Annotated in this window: 21 protein-coding genes; 7 read left to right on the forward strand and 14 right to left on the reverse strand. The window is 65.6% G+C overall.

Annotation, left to right across the window (positions count from 1 at the left end):
- From cas1 to csm6, 14 genes are all read right to left on the reverse strand, one after another.
- Nucleotides 1-993 (reverse strand): CRISPR-associated endonuclease Cas1, encoded by a 993-nt coding sequence (gene cas1, locus DIE29_RS06010; protein WP_114649458.1) that lies wholly within the window; start codon nucleotides 991-993, stop codon nucleotides 1-3.
- A 4-nt stretch (nucleotides 994-997) separates the two neighbouring features.
- On the reverse strand, nucleotides 998-1,282 hold the full coding sequence (locus tag DIE29_RS06015) for a CRISPR-associated endonuclease Cas2 (RefSeq protein WP_114649459.1): 285 nt from the start codon (nucleotides 1,280-1,282) through the stop codon (nucleotides 998-1,000).
- Nucleotides 1,283-1,368: 86 nt separating this feature from the next.
- Nucleotides 1,369-2,340 (reverse strand): CRISPR system precrRNA processing endoribonuclease RAMP protein Cas6, encoded by a 972-nt coding sequence (gene cas6, locus DIE29_RS06020; protein ID WP_162860596.1) that lies wholly within the window; start codon nucleotides 2,338-2,340, stop codon nucleotides 1,369-1,371.
- Between the two features lies 1 nt (nucleotide 2,341).
- Nucleotides 2,342-3,520: a TIGR02221 family CRISPR-associated protein gene (csx2, locus tag DIE29_RS06025; RefSeq protein ID WP_114649461.1), complete on the reverse strand. Its 1,179-nt coding sequence runs from the start codon at nucleotides 3,518-3,520 to the stop codon at nucleotides 2,342-2,344.
- Between the two features lie 22 nt (nucleotides 3,521-3,542).
- Entirely contained in the window at nucleotides 3,543-3,839 is a 297-nt protein-coding gene (gene csx16 / locus DIE29_RS06030) for a CRISPR-associated protein Csx16 (protein ID WP_102041950.1), read from the reverse strand.
- Complete coding sequence (gene cmr6 / locus DIE29_RS06035; protein WP_114649462.1) at nucleotides 3,836-5,047, reverse strand: type III-B CRISPR module RAMP protein Cmr6; 1,212 nt, start codon at nucleotides 5,045-5,047, stop codon at nucleotides 3,836-3,838. The genes csx16 and cmr6 overlap by 4 nt, the downstream gene beginning before the upstream one ends.
- 10 nt (nucleotides 5,048-5,057) lie before the next feature.
- Nucleotides 5,058-5,453 carry a type III-B CRISPR module-associated protein Cmr5 gene (gene cmr5, locus DIE29_RS06040; RefSeq protein ID WP_114649463.1) on the reverse strand — a complete coding sequence of 132 codons (396 nt, stop codon included), beginning with the start codon at nucleotides 5,451-5,453 and terminating at the stop codon, nucleotides 5,058-5,060.
- Between the two features lie 14 nt (nucleotides 5,454-5,467).
- The gene (gene cmr4 / locus DIE29_RS06045; RefSeq protein ID WP_114649464.1) at nucleotides 5,468-6,394 is read right to left on the reverse strand and encodes a type III-B CRISPR module RAMP protein Cmr4; all 927 of its coding nucleotides are present in this window, start codon (nucleotides 6,392-6,394) and stop codon (nucleotides 5,468-5,470) included.
- Nucleotides 6,395-6,414: 20 nt separating this feature from the next.
- The gene (locus DIE29_RS06050) at nucleotides 6,415-6,813 is read right to left on the reverse strand and encodes a type II toxin-antitoxin system VapC family toxin (protein WP_114649465.1); all 399 of its coding nucleotides are present in this window, start codon (nucleotides 6,811-6,813) and stop codon (nucleotides 6,415-6,417) included.
- Nucleotides 6,813-7,064 carry a hypothetical protein gene (locus DIE29_RS06055; protein WP_114649466.1) on the reverse strand — a complete coding sequence of 84 codons (252 nt, stop codon included), beginning with the start codon at nucleotides 7,062-7,064 and terminating at the stop codon, nucleotides 6,813-6,815. The genes DIE29_RS06050 and DIE29_RS06055 overlap by 1 nt, the downstream gene beginning before the upstream one ends.
- Nucleotides 7,065-7,111: 47 nt before the next feature.
- Complete coding sequence (locus DIE29_RS06060) at nucleotides 7,112-8,251, reverse strand: type III-B CRISPR module-associated Cmr3 family protein (protein WP_114649467.1); 1,140 nt, start codon at nucleotides 8,249-8,251, stop codon at nucleotides 7,112-7,114.
- A 20-nt stretch (nucleotides 8,252-8,271) separates the two neighbouring features.
- Nucleotides 8,272-11,211, reverse strand: coding sequence for a type III-B CRISPR-associated protein Cas10/Cmr2 (cas10, locus tag DIE29_RS06065; protein ID WP_102041943.1), 2,940 nt, complete (start codon nucleotides 11,209-11,211; stop codon nucleotides 8,272-8,274).
- A gap of 13 nt (nucleotides 11,212-11,224) precedes the next feature.
- Nucleotides 11,225-12,304: an RAMP superfamily CRISPR-associated protein gene (locus DIE29_RS06070; RefSeq protein WP_158640307.1), complete on the reverse strand. Its 1,080-nt coding sequence runs from the start codon at nucleotides 12,302-12,304 to the stop codon at nucleotides 11,225-11,227.
- Between the two features lie 116 nt (nucleotides 12,305-12,420).
- Nucleotides 12,421-13,548 carry a CRISPR-associated ring nuclease Csm6 gene (csm6, locus tag DIE29_RS06075; RefSeq protein WP_102043211.1) on the reverse strand — a complete coding sequence of 376 codons (1,128 nt, stop codon included), beginning with the start codon at nucleotides 13,546-13,548 and terminating at the stop codon, nucleotides 12,421-12,423.
- A gap of 214 nt (nucleotides 13,549-13,762) precedes the next feature.
- Between csm6 and urtE the strand changes: the two genes are divergently transcribed.
- The 7 genes from urtE to ureE all read left to right on the forward strand — a co-directional run bounded on the left by urtE (nucleotide 13,763) and on the right by ureE (nucleotide 19,770).
- Entirely contained in the window at nucleotides 13,763-14,467 is a 705-nt protein-coding gene (gene urtE / locus DIE29_RS06080; RefSeq protein WP_237269518.1) for an urea ABC transporter ATP-binding subunit UrtE, read from the forward strand.
- 155 nt (nucleotides 14,468-14,622) lie between these two features.
- On the forward strand, nucleotides 14,623-15,795 hold the full coding sequence (locus tag DIE29_RS06085) for a GGDEF domain-containing protein (RefSeq protein ID WP_102041940.1): 1,173 nt from the start codon (nucleotides 14,623-14,625) through the stop codon (nucleotides 15,793-15,795).
- 169 nt (nucleotides 15,796-15,964) lie between these two features.
- Nucleotides 15,965-16,849, forward strand: a complete 885-nt coding sequence (locus tag DIE29_RS06090; RefSeq protein ID WP_102041939.1) for an urease accessory protein UreD — start codon at nucleotides 15,965-15,967, stop codon at nucleotides 16,847-16,849.
- An 8-nt stretch (nucleotides 16,850-16,857) separates the two neighbouring features.
- Nucleotides 16,858-17,160: an urease subunit gamma gene (gene ureA, locus DIE29_RS06095; RefSeq protein ID WP_102041938.1), complete on the forward strand. Its 303-nt coding sequence runs from the start codon at nucleotides 16,858-16,860 to the stop codon at nucleotides 17,158-17,160.
- A gap of 13 nt (nucleotides 17,161-17,173) precedes the next feature.
- Nucleotides 17,174-17,479, forward strand: a complete 306-nt coding sequence (locus DIE29_RS06100) for an urease subunit beta (protein ID WP_102041937.1) — start codon at nucleotides 17,174-17,176, stop codon at nucleotides 17,477-17,479.
- Complete coding sequence (gene ureC / locus DIE29_RS06105; protein WP_102041936.1) at nucleotides 17,479-19,188, forward strand: urease subunit alpha; 1,710 nt, start codon at nucleotides 17,479-17,481, stop codon at nucleotides 19,186-19,188. The genes DIE29_RS06100 and ureC overlap by 1 nt, the downstream gene beginning before the upstream one ends.
- Nucleotides 19,189-19,284: 96 nt before the next feature.
- A complete protein-coding gene (gene ureE, locus DIE29_RS06110) occupies nucleotides 19,285-19,770 on the forward strand; it encodes an urease accessory protein UreE (protein ID WP_102043210.1) in 486 nt (161 codons plus the stop codon).
- Nucleotide 19,771 lies beyond the last annotated feature (1 nt).

Here is a 19,771-nt window from a genome sequence, read left to right on the forward strand (position 1 = left end):
TCAAAAGTCCTCGTCATTGTCTTCGCCGTCGCCTGAGGCCAGCCACGGTTCGCCTTCGGTCCGTAATTGACGGGCGAGCCGGGTGCAGGCTTGGCGCAGCCAGCGGCGCGGGGCCGGGGCAAAGCGTTCCCAGTTGGCGTAAAAATGTCCGCGGCCGGCTTTGCCAAGCAGGCAGGCGCCTTTGTCGGCAAAAAAATGTTCGGCGCGCAGGGTTCCGACGGCGAATTGCTGCCAGATCCAGGCGTCGACGTGTGGACGCAAAGGTTCGATGAGGTCGCAGGCGAGCGATTCTCGCCCAAAGGCGGGGCGGTGATAGAAACCCAGCAGAGGGTCCAGGCCGGCGGCGTGGGCGGCGCGGACGGCTTCGAAGTGCAGCAGGGTGTAGGCCAAGGACAGGCAGGCGTTGACCGGGTCGCGGGGCGGCCGACGGTTGCGCCCGGTAAAGTTCAACGCGGGGGCGAACAGTGCGGTGTAGGCGCGAAAGTAGGCGCGTGCCGCGCTGCCTTCGAGTCCGCGCAGGCGGGCGCTGGAGATGCCGGTTTCGGCAGCCTGGGGGAGCGCATCGGCAAGCTGGCCACAGGCGTCGAACAGCGCTTTGCGCAGGTCTGGGCGGTATGTTTGCGCTTTGTGCAGCAGGCGGTGTTGGCGGCGTATTTTGGCGATCACCAGTTGCTGCGCCCAGCCGGCGCAGAAGGCGAGGTCCAGGGTGCGACGGGCCTGTGCCAGGCGTATGGCCGCTTCGTTGTGCGCCGGGCCCAGTACAATGGCCTCTTGCCGACTGGCGCGCGGGCTGAGCAACAAGGTGGTTGCGCCGGCTTCGGCTAGTTTGATCAATACCGCGGTGTCGATGCGGGTGCGTGCGCCCTGGACGATGACCCGGTCGATCAGTCGCAAGGGTATGGTCTGGCTGCGGCAGCCGTTTTCAAACAGAGCAAGCGCGCCATCGGTCATGCGGATTTCAAGGTCGGCGCGGTCGAGCAGCAGCGTGGCCATGGCGTTACCCCACGTAAAAATAGTCGGGATCGGTAGGTCGGACGGCAACGCCCAGTGCGAAGGTGCGTGCGCTGCGGTCAAGACGTAGCAGAAAAAAGCGGTCTTCGGCCTCGTTGAGCAGCAAGGCCATGTCATGCAGAAGTTCGTGGCGTTCGCTGTGAGTCAGGAACACCTCATGCACCGACTTTTGTCCGCCGGTGGTGTAGCCGCGCACCAGGGCAAGCGCGGCCGCCAGGCGGCGCGGGTGAGCGATGTCGTAAGCGGCAAGAAAGAAGTCGCGCTGGGACATGATGAACAACCAGAAAGCGTATGCCTTGGCGGCATCATGCCTACTTGGACGCCGGTTTTCAGCAAGCGCAAGCTTGCCGTTGCGATTCAGAAGGCGGCATCGAGGGGCAGCAGTTGGTAAGCGCCCAGTCCCAGGGTGGCGTTTTTACCTACATGCAGCCATTGGCCCAAGTGCAGCCATGGCAAAAGCGCGGTGAGTTCGCCGCAAAAGGTCCAGGTACCGATGGCGCCCCCCAAAATCATTTCTTGCTTTTGCCGGCTGGAGTAGCGGGACCAGTCTTGCCAGCGCAGGTTGCGCCGGTGTTGCAGCGTGTCAGCAAGCGCGACGAGCTGGTGCACGTTGCCTACGGCATCGGCTTTGCCGCCGTGAAACTCTGCAAGCAGGCTGATTCGTCGGAGTAAGTCGGCTATGAATTTGCGCGGGGTCAGTGCGTGAGGGCGCACCGGCTGACCTTGATGTTGCAAGCGCAAAGGGGTGGTGAACCGCAGGGCGATCCGGCGGGTCTGTGCCGGGTAGGGGGCCGCCACCAGCGCTTGGGCCGATGCCGCATTGTGGGGGGCGATGGCGGGCGCGCCGGCTTGCCAGATTGGCGTCCATTGCGCTGGCCCGGCCGGGTTGGAGTGTTGGAGGTCGATTTGTTGCAGGGTGCCGCAGGCGCGTTGGCTACCGATACCTTGTGCAAAGGCGTTTTGTAGCGCACGGCTGATCAGCGGCAGGTGTTCGAGTGCGCGGCCAATCAGCACCAGGTTGAAGGTGAGCGGATGGCCTTGCGGGATGTGGGCGGTGCCAAAGGGCGGCGGTTCGATGACATAGGGGTTGGGGATGTGGCTGAAGCGTTGCAGGGCGTGTTGCGTCGGGGCCGGGGCTTCGAAAATCGCCGGGTAGGGGCAGTGGTTGCGTACCGGGCAGGGCTCGCAACGGGGTTGGCCAGTGAGGCAACTTGCCCGACGTAACGCCGCCCCGAACTGCCCGCGCAGCAGCGAGCCGGCGTATTGCGGCAGCTGCAGCGGTTGGTTCATGCGAAAGGTGTAGCGATAGCGGGCGAGCGGCAGCGGCATATCAGGAAAGTTCCCGGATGAAGGTGTTGAGCTGTGCGTGCAAGGCGTGCTCATCGTTGAGCAGCTTGGCGATTTCGTCGTTGTGCGAGCGCTGGCCATGGGCCAGTGCATTGCGCAGCCATTCCAGTCGTTTGAATAGTCGGTTTTCCTGCCCGAGTGCCCTGCGCACCTCGTCCCGCTCTTCAAAGTTTCCGGGATTGCCCCGGCGGCGGTTGACTTCGCGGGTGATGAGCCCTTCCAGCAGAAAAATGGCTGCACGCAAGTAGTCGCGTCGGCCGAGATAGGCGCGGGCCAGTGCCAGTTCGCGCTCACCGCGCTCTGCTTTGCGCACCCAGGCCACCCGGGCTTCCAGTTCGGGACGGAACAGGCTGCCGAGCGGGCCGGTGTGCGTGGCAATCGCCTCTAACGATGCGCTGAGTTTTTGCCGTGCGCCCTCCAGATGATTGACCCGTTCCAGAAACGCGGCCGATTCAAGGATGCGCGCGCGCCCTTCAGGCATGCCGTCCTCGGCCAGCAGGCGGGAAAACACGCTGTAGTCGCCGTCCTTGTCGTAGCTGGACAGGGCGTCGACCCAATCGAGCATCTTGAGCATGCCTTTGAGCCGCAGCACCGGTACTTCGCCAGTGGCCGGGTCCTTCATGTCGTAGGCGCCATAAAAGATGTCCTCGATCTCGACATGGCGGACACGCGAAAGATAGCGGGCCGCGATCAGCGCGAGCATCGGCAGGTGCCGGAAGGAGTGGGTCACGTCGATGGCGATGTGTTCGCCTTCGCTCAGGCAGGCCGCCAGTTGTCCGAGCAGCGCCGCCTGACCGGCCTCATCGCGGGCGTAGTCGATCAGCACGCAGTCGACCGGGTGTCCGAGGCGTGTGGACAGCCTGCCGGCATGGTCTTGCAGAAGTGCCGCATCGACGGTGTCGGAATCGACCGCATCGATGAGTTGCAGGAGTCCATCGTCGTCTGGTTCGGCCTGACCGGATTCGCGCTCGAAAAACACATCCCACATGCTGCCGGAGGTGCCGACCAGGATCAGCCGGTCAGGCTTCAGGTAGTCGTCGAGCGCCATGCCGAAGAAGGGGACTTCGCGCATGAACTTGCTATCGAAGCGGTATTTTGCCGTGCGGTAGCCGCTTCGAGGATCGTATTGGCCCTTGCCTAGAAAGCTGATCAGGGTGCTCATGTGTGGTCCTCGAACGGTGTCCTCAGGATTGCTGAGCTTTGATCACATAGCCTTCGAGCCGGGCGCCATAGGCGGCGAGCTGGTCGGCCGAGAGTTCCTGACCGCGCACTTCGGGCGGCAGGTCGAGCGACAGATGCAGGTAACGCCCGCCGCGGGCGCAGACCGCGGCCGCCAGATGCACCGGCAGCGTGCCGATCACGGTGTCGCCCGGATTGAGTTGTGCTGGATCGAGATGGGCGATCTGCCGGTCGACGGTCAGCCCCTGACGCCGCGCCCACTCGATGGCGCCGGGGTGGCGGGTGACGAAGTAGGTGGTCATGCCGATTCGCCCCGTAGCGCGGCCATATGCAGCTTCTTGCGCGCGTCCTTCCAGTCGTCCTTGCGGTCGAGTTTCTCGACCACGGCCGGCAGCCACTGGGCAAGCGCCTCGGCCAATTGCAGGCGGTCCGCGGCGCTCCAGCCCTGTGCTTCGTCCAGGGCCTGTCTGCTCAGCTGCAATGCGACGGCATAGAGGCCACTGCCCGGGTTCAAGGGGTCCTTGCGGCCGCTTGCCTGTTTTTTCGAGCACTGCTCGACGAATTTGGCGATCGCGCGTGCTTGGGGGCTGAGCGCGGCCGACTCGGCTTGGCGCGCCTGCTGGGCTTGTGCTTCGGCTCTTGCGGCGGCCTCCTGTTCCAGCTTGCGGCGCCGGGCCGGGTCCTGAGCGAGCCGTCCGTAGCCCACGGCGCTCTTCGCGCCAAAACCCAGCCATTCGCCGGCCAGTTCGATTGCGGCCGCGAGTAGCGCGCGCCAGCGCTCGCGCAGCGCGGCGGCTTCGGCGGGGATTAGCGCGGGGTTGCACTGCACATGCAGGGTGCATTCGCAGCCGGCCGCCACCGCCAGGAAGGGGATGGGGTTGGGCTGCTCGTTGGCGTGCGGGCTGCCGTTGCCCTGCAGATAGCCGCTGTGGTGCGGGGTCATGATCTCGACGGTAAGCAGCGGGACCTTGTCCCTGGCGGGCTGGAAGAAGAGATCCCAGAACATCAGCGCGCCGCGGGTGCGGATGGCGTTGGTGTCGCCGGGCTCGGTTTCCAGGCCGAACAGCACATCAATCGCGTGCTGATCCCAACCGGCGGTGTCGCCCCAGTCGCCGCTGGCCAGTTCCTCCGCGGCGCGGCGGATCACGCCCTTGACACCGCTGCCGGCCAGGTAGGGCAGGCCGTGCGGATTCAGGAAAGCGAAGCCGTTTTCCAGCGGATGCTCGTTGCCTAGGCCGGTGGCCAGCGGCGCGGTGAGGCGGGCGGGGTGGGTGAATACCAAGTCCCCGAGGCTGGCGGCCAGCACGCTCTGGCGCTGGCACAGCGCCTTCAGGGCGGCGCGGCTGTGGCTGGGCAGCGCGCCGGCCACGGTTATGAAGGCGGGGGTCTTGTTGCTGGGCTTGCGCCAGTCGGCTTCCCAACCGTCGAAATACAGCCCGAAGCGGTGGCCGGGCGGGCAATCGTCGAAGCGGTTGTTGCGGGTGAGGTAATCGGGCAGGGCGAAGCTCATGGCGATGTCCTCACAGCGCGGCCGCGAACTGGCGGATCCAGCGCAGGATGCGCAGGGCTTCGTCGGTGGCCTGGCGGTATCGGTCTGGCTGGGCGCGCAGCAACAAATCCATCATCGGCTGAAATCCCGGGTCCTGGCCGTTGCCGCCTGCGCGCTTCATGATCCAGCGGCGCAGCTGAGCAGCCAGCGCGCGGTGATGGTCCTTGTTTTTGTCTTGATAGAACGCCAGCGTCTGCATCAGGCCGTTGTTCATGATCAGCGCGGGGGCCGCTTTGGCGAGGTTGCGGTACTCGTCGCCGGCGAGCTGGACGCCTTCTTGCGCGCACTGCCAAGCAAATTGCGCGCGCTGCTGCTCCAGCGTGGTCCGGGTGGCGGGGGTTTTGTTCTTTTCGGTGGTCGTGCTCATCGCTGTTCTCCCGGTTAGCGGCTGTTGCCTCGGATGACCCGCGCGGCAACCAGCCCGCGCCCGGTGGTGGCGTCGCCGCCGATCTGCAAGATCTGGCCGTCGATCGCCTGGGTGACATGTTGCAGCACCGCCTCGGCCTCCAGTTCGGCCTTTTCGCTGCGCTCGCGGCTTGCCATCAGGCTGCCCAGCATCAGGGTTTCGGGCGGCAGGTTCTCGGTGTAGAAAAGGCCGCCATCATCGGCCGCGCCGGTCTTGTTGTCGATGCGCACATGGGGTTCGACCATGGTGGCGTTCTTGGCGAACCAGGTGAAATCCTCGTCGGCCAGCAACACCAGGTCGCGGGCGAACTTGTCGCGGAAATAGTCGTGGGCCTCACCGGCGGGCAGGGCATGCTTGGCCAGCCAGCCTGCCATGGCTTTGAGCTTGTCCTCCTGGGCGCGGCTGTTGTGGTACTCGAAGGCTTCCAGATGCAGCGTGTTGTCGGAGAGGAGTTCTGGGTTGGCCGCGCAGCATTCGTTGGCTGCGAGCGTTGCCGGCACGGCGGGCACGTCCTGGATGCCGAGCTGGGCGAGCAGCCGTGCGGCGCGGGCTAGCGCATGGGCGCTGGTGGCATACACATAGCCTTGCTTCACACAACGCACCGGGAAGGCGACCAGCTGGGCATCACCCAGGCTGATGGCGCCAGCGTGCAGGTTGCCGGATTGCGATTCGGGACCGAACAGCCGGTCGAGCAGCTTTTCGCCCTTTTCGCCTTCGATCCAGCCGGGCAGGGCATGAAAGCGGTGACGGATGGCGCCCTTCAGGCCCGAGCCGGGGAATACCGGGTGTTCGCAATGGCGCTCGCGGGCGATGGGGTTGTCGATCAGGCCGAAGGCTTGGCCTGCGCCCATATGGACAGGGCTGGTGGCATACAGGAACAGGGCGGCGTGGGCTTGGAACATGGGTGAGTCCTCGATGCGATTCAAAGGGTGACGGTGCGCAGATGGCCGCTGGCGGCAGCATCCAGGCGATGATCGTTGGTCCAGAATTCGTCACAGCCGGCTTCGATGGCCGCTGCCAGGTGCAGCGCATCCGGGGTTTTCGGGCGGTGGCGGGCGCGCAGTTCGGTGGCCAGTTCGAAAACAGAGCGAGAGAGCGCAGCCCAGAACAGCCCGGGTGAGGCGAAGAAATGCTCATAGCGCCCGAGCAGGGATGCGTCCTGCAACCGTAATCGACCGACACGACATTCGAGCCGGGTCAGTTCGCTGACCGCCAGTTTGGGGTAAGCGCTGCGCACCCAGGCTTCGTGCAGGCGTGAGGCAAATTCGGCATGACGCTCGACCGCGTAGATCACCATGCAGGTGTCGGGATAAACAAGCATCAGTCTTCATCTCCCCAGGCGTTACGCTCTTCGGCGATCTGGGCGTCGATCTCTTCCCGGGTACGCCGGCTGGGCGGCAGGGTCTCAAGCCAGTTGAACAAGGCCTGCAGGCTATCATCGCTGCTCGGCTGCGGCTCGATCACTTTGACAGCGACTTCGACTTGCAGGCGCTGCGAAGGGAAGTCGTCCGGCAAGGTGATTTCAAGGTGGCGCTTGGCGTCTGTTTCGGCAAAGGTGCGATATAGCTGCATGGTCTCAATCCTTGTTCGGCAAAAGACGGGGCTGTCCGGCCACTTGCTCAGTTCCAGTGCGCAAGCAGACAGGCATTGAAGCCTTCGGCGCAGCGGGCGGGGTCGGGGCAGGGCAGGCCGTCGTGCTGCAGGGCGTCGAGCGCGGCCGGGTCGCCCTGGAAATCCTCCAGCCAGTACACACTGCCGGCGGGTGCGGCGCGTAGCGCCGGCTTGGGCTGACGGCGGGCCAAGTCCCAGCCGGAGACGGTCTCCAGCCGGGGCACGGCGGCACAGACCAGCCGCGCCGAGGCACCATGGAAATGCCAGCGGTTGTTGCCATCCAGACCGGGCAGGCGCCAGCCTTCCGGGAAAATCCCCGGGCTTGTGAGCAGCAGGCGGAAGCGCCCGGCGCTGGCCAGCGCGGCGCTGTCGATGCGCGGTAAGGCGCAGTCGATCGGACGCACCCGTGCGGCGTGCCCGTCGCCGCCAAAGCGCAGCAAACCGTCTTTGGGCAGTACGCCGTCGGCACCCTGCACCCGTGCGACGAAGGCGACGCCGGGTTTGAGCGCAATGGCCTCGCTGGTGTAGAGCTGACCTTCGGCCACGGTGGCTTTTCCGGCCTCAAGCGCGATGCCCAGGCGTGAGTCGAGCGTCCACAGCTCGGAACTGGAGAGCCAGTGCCCTTTTTGCTTGTCGAGTGGATCTCCGCGCTGCCAGGCGCCAATGCCGGCGGCTGTGAGCCACAGCCCGCCCTTGGGTTTGCCGGCCTCGGGTTGGCACAGGGTAGGGGTGAGCGGCAGCGGGTGGCTGCTGGCCAGGGCCGGGTGCAGCGCGGTGGGTTGTAGCGCGGTGGCGCGCTCCTGCTGGTCGATGCTGAGGTCGGCGGGCAGCGGCAGCAGCGCTTCGAAGCTGTCCTTGCCGGTTTTGCGGGCGAGGCCGAAATGCGCGATGCGGAAGGCGCCAGGCGCGTCCACACTGCCCAGGCTGGCGGCCAGCGGCCCTTCCAGCCGGATGCTGTCCGCGGCGAAGGCGGCGGGGTCGATCTTGGCGTCGGCCAGCATGCGGCTACGCAGCGCGCCGGCGGCCACCGAGGGCCAGGGCGGCATCAGCGCTTCGCCATGACTGCCGGCGTCGGCAAAGAGTTTGTTGCCGCGCAGGATCAGCACGTCCAGTGGTTCGATCAGCAGGGTGTGTTCGGCATGAGGCATGGATCATTGCTCCTGGACGGTCAGCGGTTCGGGTTGGCACGGCTTTCGCGGGCGAGGAATTCGGCCACGGCCAGCACATCGGCGATCACACTGCCCGGATCAGTATCGGCCAGCCGCGGGTGCAGGGCGAGGGTGGCAAGCTTGTCGCCGAATTCGTCGCCCTGGTCCTCACGCGCGCCTTGCCGCTTGAGCCGATAGGCCAGATTGCGGGCAAGCAGCGCATGCAGCGCGGCTTTCTCCATCTGCACCGGCAGATGCGGCAACCAGCCTTGCGTCACATAAGCTGCCTTGCGCGAGGTGTCGTCGCCGGCAAAGAGCGCGGTGAGGCTGGCGAGGATTGTCATCGGCGAGCCGTCGAGCGTGGGTGTTTCTCCCTCTTTGGGCGGGTCCAGCCGCCATGGCAGGGTCAGCTCGGTGGCGCCGCCGCCGCGCTTCAGAAGCGTGATTGCGAAGGCGTCGCGCCCGCCTTTGTCTTTGGCGCGTTTTTCGGCTGCGCGCAGCCGCCGCAGCACCGCGCCGAGCGGGGCACTGTGGTGGGCGATCACCGCGCCGGCGCTGGCGGTGGCGTATTCGCCCATCAGGCGCAGCAGGCGGCCATCGAGCAGCGCATGGCCACCGCCCAGCTCGAGGCCGGTCATGTCCAGGCCGAGCGATGCGACCAGTGCACCCGGTACCGGCAGCCCGCCATAAGCCGCGCGCAAGAGCGTCAGGCAAGCCAAGAGATCGTCGACCGCCACCAGCGCCATCACATCGTCGCCGCCGGCGTAGATCAGCTTGCCCTTGCAGCGGTTTTCCACGATGTCTTGCACCAAGGTCAGCGCGAAGCCGTTGAGCGCGCCGGAGATCGCCATGTGGCGGCTGGGCGAGACGGCGCGCGGGGCGGCCAGATATTCGGCGAGTTCCCGGCGGTTGAAGTGCGCATTCAGATGGTTGCGGATCTGCGGATGGAAAGTGTTGCGGGTGGTGAGCGGATGCGCCTGGCTGCCGCCCGAGATCCACGCGCCCATGTTGTCGCCGTCGAGCAAGATCAGCGCGTAATAGGCCTCGGGTTTGTCGCCGAGCAATTTGCGCACGAGCTCCGCGCTTTCGTTGCGCGCTTCGGGGTCGTCGGAGCTGTCGTTTTCCATCAGCGCGGGCAGCACGCGGGCAAGCCGGCGTTGTTCCGGGGTGAACTCATTGCCCCGCATCAGCTTGTGTATCAGCCGGCGCGGCAGGGCCGCGTAGTCCAGCGCACCTGCATGCTCGGCCTGGTCGGCCTTGACCAGCAGATCGAGCCCGGCCTGGCCGATGGGCGCTCCCTGTTCCAGCCAGCGCTCCAGCGAGGTCGACACCGCCAGCGTGTGGGTGGAGATTACGAAGCGGCGCACATCGAGGTTGCAGCGCTTCAATTCGTGCTCGACGAACCAGCGCGGCCACAGGCGCTTGAGCATCGCCAGCGCCGACAGGTGTTCGCCCTTGCGGCTGATGCTCGGGCGCTTGTTGATCGCGCGGTTCCACAGGGTGTCGGCCGGGCGGCTGCCCTTGGGGTTGCGCAGATGCTCACGGTCGTGGGTCAGCCATTCGGCCTCACCCGTCAGGTCGCAGCGGTAACCCTGTTCGCCGCCGTTGGGGCGTTGGGGGGCCACGCGCACGCTCTTGGCGCTGGCGGCGACCCGGTCGAGCAGTTCATAAATGGCCGGATAGAGCACGCCGGCATTGGGCCGGTAAAAGCGCGTGCCTTCGAGTTCCAGCGGTTGGCTGAGGCGTTGCCAGGTGGCGCTGGCGAGAAAGCCGCCCTGGCCAAAGAAGGGCTCACCCGCGCGGCGCAGTTCGGTGACCTCCGGCGCCGGCTCACCTTCTTTCACCAGCGGGGCGAAGGGCACCGCCGTCCAATGCACTTCCGGAAAACCCTCGAGCTGGGCCGCAAGCTGGGCGTGGCAGTAGAGCTGCGGGGTGTTGTCGATGCCGGCGGCCTCGAGTAGCTCGGCCAGCATCCCTTCGGCGGTCTCGCGCACGAAGCCGCGCACCGCCTGCGTGACCGCTTCGGCCAGTTCGCGGGCCTGGTCGGCGGGCACGATGGCGACCAGCTTGTTGGGCAGCGCGGCGGCAAACAGCGGGTTGGCGTCGGTGCGTTGCGCGGTCCATTCGCAGTCCAGAAAACGCTTGCCGTTCAGGCCGATCTCGTCGCGCAGCCACAGATCCACCAGCGGCACCCCGCGTAGCTGCGGAAAGATCACCGCGTCCGGCCCCAGGCGCTCGCAGATCACCTTGAGGCCGGCCCAGGCGATGCGCGACAGCAGGTGCGAGCCCGCCCACAGGTCAGAGGTGGTGCGCGCCTGCGCGATGAAGTCCTGCACCGGCCCGAAGGCGATCGACAGCAGCGCCGGGTTGGCGTTGGCATCGGCGGCGAAGCTCGAGGCAAAGGCCGCGGACAAATCCAGATGGGTCCAGATGGTGTGGTCGGGAATCCGGGTGTCGGCGGGCAGCAATTGCCACAGCGCGCGCAGTTCCCCGGCGCTCATTTCCGGGCCGAAGCGCCAGAAAGCCAGCGCAGTCTTGCGGGCGTCAGGGGTGCCATCAGCGCCGCGCTCGATGAGCTGCTTGAAGTGATCGACGGAGATGGCGCGAATCTGCGCGGGGTCGATGTCAAGCTGCTCGAGGTCGAATTCGGTGCCGGAGAGCGGATGGATCAGCACCGGGCTCTGATCGAAGCGTACCTGCGTCCACGCAGCGTACTTGCCATCCTTGTCGCTGCGCGGAAACTGCGGGCGGTCGGCGGCGCTGGCCCAGTGGTCGGCGCGTTTGACATGCGCGGCAAGCGTTTTGGGCAGGCCGTCGGGGAACAGCGTCTGCTGCAGTTCGCGCACGGTGCCGCCTTCGTGGCCGGCCGGGTCGCGCAGCAATACCAGTGCCTTCTCGGCGGGATCGTGGGTCCAGGCCGCGAGCTTGGCGAGCCAGATGGTTTGCGTGGTGTCGGTCATGGCAGGGTCCGGGTCAGGCAAGTCGGGTGAGCGTGGGCTGGTCGTCGAGGAAGCGGTGCACCTTTTGCCAGGTGTCGAAGATGCCGGGCAGGCCGAGATTGCCGTGGGGCAGGGTGGGCTTGCACGGGGTGTGGTAGATCAGCGCGCGCAGGCCGTCGCCTTCACGATGCAGCTTGAAGCGCAGGGTGTTGGCGAGGCGAGCGTTGTTACCCCACTGGCCGACCGAGTGGTTCGTGACCGGGTAGGCCAGTACATGGCGTGGTTCGACACGTGGGCTGTTTTTGCCAGTCGTGAAATCGAGGTGAGTGCGGAAATCTATCTTGGTCTGCGCCAGGAATTTCATCGCGCTACGCCAGTCCTTGAAGGTCTGGCTGCTGCGCCACACCAGCACACCCTTGGTGTCGCTGCCGATCGCATGCGGCCAGTCCAGCGCCAGGCAGTCCCGCAGGGCGCGGGTGCAGCCGGTTTGCTCCAGGGTGGTCCGGCTGAGTGCTTCCGGCGCCGGGGTGCCGTCGGCTGCCTGCCACAGCAGCGATCCCCAGCCGTTGCGGCTGCGCCCGCCGATGGTGCCGAACCAGTGGGCCAGTGTTATCGCGCGCTGCAGGGCTTGGGCTTCTGCGCCAGGGGGCAGGGCGAGGCGAAGCTGATTGTCCTCTCCGGCTTGCAGTGCGGCGTTGTTTTTCAGCTGGGTGTTCGGATTGCCCTTTTCGAGCAACAAAGGCCCGTAGCCCAGGTACAGCTCGCTGCCAACAGGACGCAGCCTGCCGGTGTTTCGATCCTTGACCTCCGGGTGAGTGACGCGGCTTTCACCGGCAGGCCATTCCTTGCAGCACCCCTCGTTCCAGTGCGCCAGCGCGAGCCGAATCTGGCTTTTCTGATTGCCGTCCCGGCTGTCGTCGGCCGCGGTGCCAAACAATGCCTTTTCACGCTCCTTGATGCGGCGATGGTCGTAGCCCAGTTCCCGCGCCACCGCGATCCGCCACCATTCCCGGATCAGCGCCTTCAGGGGCGGGGTGCGCCAGACGCCTTTTTGCGCCGCATCGCCAAGGAAAGCGGGGCTGGCCAGTTGCAGCGTGTAGGTGAGCTTGATCATGGTGTGTTCCTTGTAATGAAGCATGCGGACATAAAGCGTTGGATGTGGCGCTTCCAAAGTAAGCAATATCGCATAACCGAATGCATTGACAATACAGTTTGCCGGCTGCGCGCCGCTCAAGCCTTGGGCTGCATGGCGATGGCCTCCGGGTCCAAGGCAAGTCGATAGCGGTGAGGTTTGCAGCCGCCATCGTCGATCAGATAGGGTGCTGCGGCCATGCCGAGTTCGCGTTTGAGCCGTGCGCGCAGCTTTGACAGGCGCATGGAGAAATATTGTCCATCCATGCCGTGGCGCAACGAACGCTCGGTGGCGTCGCGATTGCCCTGCCGGCTGCAGATGATGCGCAGTTCCCGCAGATAGCGCTCGCCCCATTGTTGATCCGGCACGTCTTTGGTGGGGGCAGGCAAGGCTGGCAGCCCTGCCTGAGCGCGCCGGGCAAAGACCGCGAGCAGGGCCAATTCGGCCGGCGGCAGGCGGAAGCTGCGCCCGGCAGCGGTCACCCTGCGCTGATGCAGGTCGAGTGCAAGATGCGCGGGGCCGAGCGCAGCCTGGGCCGCGCGGACCGTTTGCTGATATTGCGCGCTGCCGTCGAGCAGCGCGGTAGGTAGCCCATGGCGCAGGCTGACAAAGGGGATTTCGGCCAGGCTGAGTTTTGCCTTGCGCGCATCGACCAGTTGTTTGGTATGTGTTTCGATGATGTTTTCGTAGGGCGTCGGGTAGAAAAAAGACCAGCTGCTCTCGAAGGGTTCCGACACCAGCACATGTGACAGCCGGTCTTGCGCACGGCCGAACAAGGACAAGGCATAGCCCAGGAAAAAGCCCATCGTCTTGCGGCCGCCGGCAATCGATACATGCAGGGCGCTGACCGGGTCGGCGCTGAGCTGGCGGACTTTTTCGGTAATGAAATCGGCACAGGCGAGGTTGTCGGCTGGCGTGCGGATGTCGGTCAACGGCTCGCCGCTGGCGTTGCGCAGCACATGGATGTGGTCGGCGTCGAAGGCGATTTCGGGCAAAGCGTAGTCGCGCCGCAGGCGGTGAAACCATCCCGGTTTGTCCGACAGTAGTGCAAGACGGGCGCGTTCGGCGCCTTCGGCGGTGGTGATGAGGTGGATTTCGGTGGGAACGAACGGCTCGTTGCGCCCCACGGCCAGCGCGTGCAGGGTTTCGGTGACGATCTGCGGCGATAGGCCAGTGACCGCCAAAAGAATGCGTCGGGAATACGAGGACGGGTTATTGGGATCCATGAGCATCCGAGCAATACGCCAAGATGCCGGTTTTATACCAGGGAAGCAGGGCACAGGCTCACTTGGCAAGCTTGCCACAGGCCTGGGCGGAGGAGAGAAGCCCGACCTTGCCGTGGGCGATTACGCCATCGTGCGTATTCCGGCTGCCCGCGCGCTGGCTTAGGCTGGATGCATCTGCCCGCGCGCTGTGCGCAGGCATCGAGACTGTTGCGGAATGCCTGACACGATGCTCAAGGTCGAAGCTTTGAACCAGTACTATGGCGGCAGCCATATTCTGCGCAACCTGACTTTCGAGGTGCCGGCCGGCAAGGTCACCACCCTGCTCGGCCGCAACGGCGTGGGTAAGACCACTTTGCTCAAAACCTTGATGGGGCTGGTGCCAGCGGCCAGCGGCCGTATCGTGTTCGATGGCCGGGAGCTGACCCGCGCGCCGTCTTATGAACGGGTGCGCGCCGGGATGGGTTATGTGCCCCAGGGACGGGAGATTTTTCCGCGCCTGACGGTGGAAGAGAACCTGTTGATGGGGCTGGCTACCCGTCCGCGCGGCACGCCAGTGCCGCAGCGGGTGTTCGAGCTCTTTCCGGTGCTCAGGCAAATGATGAAGCGGCGCGGCGGCGATCTGTCCGGCGGTCAGCAACAGCAACTGGCCATTGGCCGCGCGCTGGCGTTTGGCCCGCGCCTGCTGATCCTGGATGAGCCCACCGAGGGCATCCAGCCGTCGATCATCAAAGACATCGGCCATGCCATCAGGCGCTTGGCCAGTACCGGCGAGATGTCGATCTTGCTGGTCGAGCAATACTACGACTTTGCCCGCGAGTTGTCCGATTACTACCTGGTGATGGAGCGCGGTGAGATCATCATGCGCGGCGAAGGCGCGCGCATGGATGCCGACGGCGTGCGCGCGGCGCTGGCGGTGTGAACGCGCAGGCGGCCGCATCGGGTCTGGGCTGCGCACTGTTGCACAAACTGTTGGTTTTTGCGCTCCGGTCGCGCGGCGGGTATATCGTAAGATATAGGCTCTCGAACCTTCGCTCAGGGCCGCCGTGGTCGGCTCGCGCCTGCGCGTGCATCACTGTGAACAAGCTCTGGAACGCCATCACCGAGCATATCGTTGCGCCCTCGCGACTGACCGCCGATCAATTGCTCGGGCTGCTCACGCCCCTAGGCCGTTCGGTACATCTGCGGCGCCATGCCGCTTCGGTCATCGTTGCCCGGGTGCAATTGATTTCGGCGCTGTTTGCGGTACTGGTGCCACTGTGGGCGGTGGTGGATGTGTGGGTGTTCGACACACGCACCGCCACCTGGCTGGTGCTGCTGCGCCTGGCGTCGGCGGCGGTGTTCGTTGCCCTGGCCTGGCCGCGCGAGATCTCGGCCACCCGTCCATACACCCAGGCGGTGGCGATGCTGCTGGTCATGCTGATGGTGCCACCGTTGTTCTACCTGGTGTCGCTGCAGATCGTCGATCCGGTGGGCCTCACCGACAGCCAGCGGCTGATGGCGCAGCTCTACACCTTCATGCCCACCATCGTGCTCGGCGGGCTGGCCATCTTTCCGCTCACCGCATTGGAGATTGTGCTGTTTTCGTTGCCGGTGCTGGGTGCGGCGCTCATCGGCATGACCAGCGGCGGCGTCGAACTGGCGCTCGACCAGCATGGCGCGGCGTTGTGGTTCATGCTGATGATGATGGGGGTGGCGATGTTTTCCGGCATGAGCCAGTCCCACTACATGGAAAGCCTGGTGCACAAGGCGATGACCGATCCGCTGACTGGCGCCTACACCCGGCGTTCCGGCATCGAAGCGCTGGAGCTGATGTTCCGCCTTTCGTCGATGTCGGGCAAGCCGTTGGCGGTAGCGTTTTTTGACCTCGATCATTTCAAGGCCATCAACGATGCGTTCGGCCACGAGGCCGGTGACCAGGCTTTGTGCACCCTGGTCGAACGCCTGCGCAGAAGCTTGCGGCGCGGCGATGTGCTGGTGCGTTGGGGCGGCGAGGAGTTCGTCGCGGTGCTGCCAGAGCTGCCGGCCGACCAGATTCCGGCGTTTTTGCAACGCGTACGCCAAGCCGGGTTTGGCGAGCGACCGGACGGCACACCCTTGACTGCCTCCATCGGTGTGGCCGAAAGCATCGCTGATGGCGTGCTCGACTGGCGCGCACTGGTGGAGAAGGCCGATCAGCGCATGTATGCGGCCAAGCGCGCCGGGCGCGACCGCGCGGTGTTGCCCGGAGAGGTGACCGTACCGCTTTGAGCAGGCAAGGGCGGCCTGTTGCACCACAGCGGTGCGCCGGATGCGGGATCCGCAGCGACAGGCCGGAACCGATGCACGGAGTTGGCGCAGCGCGGCCCAGGTCTGTTTGGTAACTCACTGATTGATCGGGCAATGAGCCGGCTGGCCCAAAGCTTGCTGAAGCGCTGGCATGAACGCCATCACCGAGTGTCCGGATCGCTCAGATCAGCCCATCGTCACCCCCGCGCGTGCAGGTTGGCATGCTGCGCTCGCACTGCAATACCGGCGCTGCGCGGCGCGCACCGTGCTGGCCGCGCGTCGACACCATGGCCCCTTGGTGGTGCAGCGGCCGTTTTATCCGGAAGGCGAGACGGTGTGCCACACCATATTGGTGCATCCCCCGGCCGGCATCGTCGGCGGCGACTATCTGAACTTCTCCGCCACGCTGAGCGAAGGCGCTCACGTGTTGCTGACCACGCCCGGTGCTGGCAAGTGGTACCGCTCGGCCGGCGGCGATACGCCGCCGGGGCGTTTTCGACAACGCATCGAATTGGCCTCTGGAGCCTGCTGCGAGTGGTTGCCGCAGGAGAGCATCGTTTATGACGGTGCGGTGGGCGAGCAGTCGCTCACGGTGGAGCTGGCAGGCGATGCCTGCTTCATTGGCAGCGAGATGCTGTGTCTGGGCCGCACCGGTTCCGGCGAACGCTTCACCCACGGCGCGCTGACGCTGTCGACCCGCATCAGCCGCGACGGCCGTCCGCTGTGGCTGGAAGCCGGTCGCATCGAAGGCGGCGGCGCGCTGCTCGACTCCCCCGCCGGGCTCGCCGGTCAGCCGGTGGTGGCCACGCTGCTGGCGGCCAGCCCGAAAGTGGATGAGGCGCTGCGCGACGCCTGTCGGGCGTTTGAGCCGGCCGCAGGCGAGGGCGGCGTGACGCTGTTGCCCGGTCTGCTGGTGGCACGTTGGTTGGGGCCGCAAGCCGAAGCCGGTCAGCACTGGCTGCGCGCACTCTGGCGCGTGCTGCGTCCGACGCTGGCCGGCCGCGCGGCCGAGGACCCGAGAATCTGGAGCACTTAGGAGAGCCCATGGAACTGACCCCTCGTGAAAAAGACAAGCTGTTGCTCTTTACCGCCGGCCTGGTGGCCGAAAGGCGTCTTGCGCGCGGCCTAAAGCTCAATTACCCGGAAGCGGTGGCGCTGATCAGTTGCGCCATTCTGGAAGGCGCGCGCGATGGCCGCACGGTGGCCGAGCTGATGAGCTATGGCGCCACGCTTTTGACCCGCGAGCAGGTCATGGACGGGGTGCCGGAGATGATTCCCGAGATCCAGGTGGAAGCCACTTTTCCGGACGGCACCAAGCTGGTCACCGTGCATCACCCGATACCCTGACAGGAGCGCACCGATGATTCCCGGAGAAATCCGTACCCGCGAGGGTGAAATCGAACTGAACGCCGGCCGCGCCACTGTGCGCCTGACTGTGACCAATACCGGCGACCGCCCGGTGCAGGTCGGCTCCCACTACCACTTTGCCGAAACCAACGCCGCGCTGGCCTTCGACCGCGCCGCAGCGCGCGGCTACCGGCTGAACATTGCCGCCGGCACCGCGGTGCGTTTCGAGCCCGGTCAGTCGCGCACCGTGGAATTGGTGGAACTGGCCGGCCGCCGGGTGGTGTATGGCTTCAACGCCCAGGTCATGGGGAAACTCTGATGAGCACCAAAATCTCCCGCCGCGCCTATGCGGAAATGTTTGGCCCCACCACCGGCGACCGTGTGCGCCTGGCCGATACCGAACTGTGGATCGAAGTCGAGCATGACTACACCGTCTATGGCGACGAGGTGAAGTTCGGCGGCGGCAAGGTGATCCGCGACGGCATGGGGCAGGGCCAGCAGGTGTCCGCGGAGGTAGCCGATACCGTCATTACCAATGCGCTGATCGTGGACCACTGGGGCATCGTCAAGGCCGATGTCGGCCTCAAGGACGGGCGCATCCAAGCCATCGGCAAGGCCGGCAACCCGGACATCCAGCCTGGCGTGACCATCCCGATCGGCGCCGGTACCGAGGTGATCGCCGGCGAAGGCATGATTCTTACCGCCGGCGGTATCGATGCGCACATCCACTGGATCTGCCCGCAGCAGATCGAAGAAGCGCTGATGAGCGGCATTACCACCATGCTGGGCGGTGGCACCGGACCGGCCACCGGCACGCTGGCCACCACCTGCACGCCCGGACCTTGGCACATCCACCGCATGCTGGAAGCCGCCGAAGCCTTTCCGATGAACCTGGGCTTCTTTGGCAAGGGCAATGCCAGCTTGCCCGCGCCGCTACGCGAGCAGATCGAGGCCGGTGCCATTGGCCTGAAGCTGCACGAGGACTGGGGCACCACGCCGGCGGCCATCGACAATTGCCTTTCGGTGGCCGAGGACTATGACGTACAGGTCGCCATCCACACCGACACGCTCAATGAATCCGGCTTCGTCGAAACCACCATGGCCGCCTTCAAAGATCGCACCATCCACACCTTCCACACCGAAGGGGCGGGCGGCGGACATGCCCCGGACATCATCAAGGCGATCGGCCGCCCTAACGTGCTGCCGTCTTCCACCAACCCGACCCGGCCCTACACGGTCAATACCATCGACGAGCATCTGGATATGTTGATGGTGTGCCACCACCTCGACCCGGCCATTGCCGAGGACGTGGCTTTTGCCGAAAGCCGCATCCGCCGCGAAACCATCGCCGCCGAGGACATCTTGCACGATCTGGGCGGCTTTTCGATGATGTCATCGGACTCGCAGGCCATGGGCCGGGTGGGCGAGGTCATCACCCGCACCTGGCAGACTGCGCACAAGATGAAGGTGCAGCGCGGGGCGCTGCCCGAGGATGCAGCCAGCGGCGGCGCGGATAACTTCCGTGTGAAACGCTACATTGCCAAATACACCATCAACCCCGCCATCACCCACGGCATCGCGCATGTGGTCGGTTCCATCGAGCCCGGCAAGCTTGCCGACCTGGTGCTGTGGCGCCCGGCCTTCTTTGGCGTCAAACCCAGCCTGATCCTCAAGGGTGGGGCGATCGTTGCAGCGGCGATGGGCGATCCCAACGCCTCCATCCCCACCCCGCAGCCGGTGCATTACCGGCCGATGTTCGCAAGTTTCGGCAAAGCGCTTTCCCGTTCGTTGACCTTCGTTTCACAGGCTGCGCTGGCCAATCCGGCGCTCGCCGCGCTGGGGCTGGCCAAACCGCTGGAGGCGGTGCGTGGTTGCCGCACGGTGAAAAAGGCCGACATGGTGCATAACGGTGCCACCCCGCAGATCGAGGTGGACCCGGAAACCTACGTGGTGCGCGCCGATGGCCAGTTGCTCGCTTGCGAGCCGGCCGCCGAGCTGCCGATGGCGCAGCGTTATTTTTTGTTCTGAACCGGGAGAATCCTCATGCTGACTACTCACCATGCTCCGGCATCCGCAGCCATACCCGCTGCCATGCCGGCCGATACCACCGTTCGGAGTTCTGCCATGTTGTTGATCGAACATCTTTATACCGGCCACGCCGCGGCCGGCGAAGCGCTGGAACTGCCCTTTGAATACCGCACCAAAAGCCGCTTGCGTGCCAAGCTGAAGTCCGGCGAGGAGGTCGGCCTGTTTTTGCCGCGTGGCACCATCTTGCGCGGGGGCATGAAGCTGGCCGCGGCCGATGGGCGCATCGTCGAAGTGATCGCCGCGCCCGAAGCGTTGCTGGAAGTGCGCTGTGCCGACGCGCTGGAGCTGGCCCGCGCCGCCTACCACCTGGGCAACCGCCATGTTGCGGTTGAATTGGGCGAGGGCTGGCTGCGCATCCAGGCCGATCATGTGTTGGAGGGCATGCTGGCCGGTTTGGGGGCAACCGTGACGCCGGTGACAGCCCCGTTCGAGCCGGAAGCCGGCGCGTATTCCCATGGGCATCAGCATCCGGGCGAAGGCTCCAGCGCCGCGCGTATCCATGTGATGGGCGGCGGCGATTGAG

The organism is Pseudothauera hydrothermalis (assembly GCF_003345255.1).
In the GTDB taxonomy this organism is placed as follows: Bacteria; Pseudomonadota; Gammaproteobacteria; order Burkholderiales; family Rhodocyclaceae; genus Pseudothauera; species Pseudothauera hydrothermalis.

Coding starts and splice junctions, on each gene's coding strand:
- cas1 (WP_114649458.1), bottom strand. CDS start 993: ATGGCCACGCTGCTGCTCGACCGCGCCGACCTTGAAATCCGCATGACC.
- cmr5 (WP_114649463.1), bottom strand. CDS start 5,453: ATGAGCACGACCACCGAAAAGAACAAAACCCCCGCCACCCGGACCACG.
- urtE (WP_237269518.1), top strand. CDS start 13,763: ATGCCTGACACGATGCTCAAGGTCGAAGCTTTGAACCAGTACTATGGC.
- DIE29_RS06090 (WP_102041939.1), top strand. CDS start 15,965: ATGAACGCCATCACCGAGTGTCCGGATCGCTCAGATCAGCCCATCGTC.
- cmr4 (WP_114649464.1), bottom strand. CDS start 6,394: ATGTTCCAAGCCCACGCCGCCCTGTTCCTGTATGCCACCAGCCCTGTC.
- DIE29_RS06055 (WP_114649466.1), bottom strand. CDS start 7,064: ATGCAGCTATATCGCACCTTTGCCGAAACAGACGCCAAGCGCCACCTT.
- DIE29_RS06015 (WP_114649459.1), bottom strand. CDS start 1,282: ATGTCCCAGCGCGACTTCTTTCTTGCCGCTTACGACATCGCTCACCCG.
- csx2 (WP_114649461.1), bottom strand. CDS start 3,520: ATGAGCACCCTGATCAGCTTTCTAGGCAAGGGCCAATACGATCCTCGA.
- csx16 (WP_102041950.1), bottom strand. CDS start 3,839: ATGACCACCTACTTCGTCACCCGCCACCCCGGCGCCATCGAGTGGGCG.
- cmr6 (WP_114649462.1), bottom strand. CDS start 5,047: ATGAGCTTCGCCCTGCCCGATTACCTCACCCGCAACAACCGCTTCGAC.
- ureA (WP_102041938.1), top strand. CDS start 16,858: ATGGAACTGACCCCTCGTGAAAAAGACAAGCTGTTGCTCTTTACCGCC.
- csm6 (WP_102043211.1), bottom strand. CDS start 13,548: ATGGATCCCAATAACCCGTCCTCGTATTCCCGACGCATTCTTTTGGCG.
- ureE (WP_102043210.1), top strand. CDS start 19,285: ATGTTGTTGATCGAACATCTTTATACCGGCCACGCCGCGGCCGGCGAA.
- DIE29_RS06050 (WP_114649465.1), bottom strand. CDS start 6,813: ATGCTTGTTTATCCCGACACCTGCATGGTGATCTACGCGGTCGAGCGT.
- cas6 (WP_162860596.1), bottom strand. CDS start 2,340: ATGCCGCTGCCGCTCGCCCGCTATCGCTACACCTTTCGCATGAACCAA.
- DIE29_RS06100 (WP_102041937.1), top strand. CDS start 17,174: ATGATTCCCGGAGAAATCCGTACCCGCGAGGGTGAAATCGAACTGAAC.
- ureC (WP_102041936.1), top strand. CDS start 17,479: ATGAGCACCAAAATCTCCCGCCGCGCCTATGCGGAAATGTTTGGCCCC.
- cas10 (WP_102041943.1), bottom strand. CDS start 11,211: ATGACCGACACCACGCAAACCATCTGGCTCGCCAAGCTCGCGGCCTGG.
- DIE29_RS06060 (WP_114649467.1), bottom strand. CDS start 8,251: ATGCCTCATGCCGAACACACCCTGCTGATCGAACCACTGGACGTGCTG.
- DIE29_RS06070 (WP_158640307.1), bottom strand. CDS start 12,304: ATGATCAAGCTCACCTACACGCTGCAACTGGCCAGCCCCGCTTTCCTT.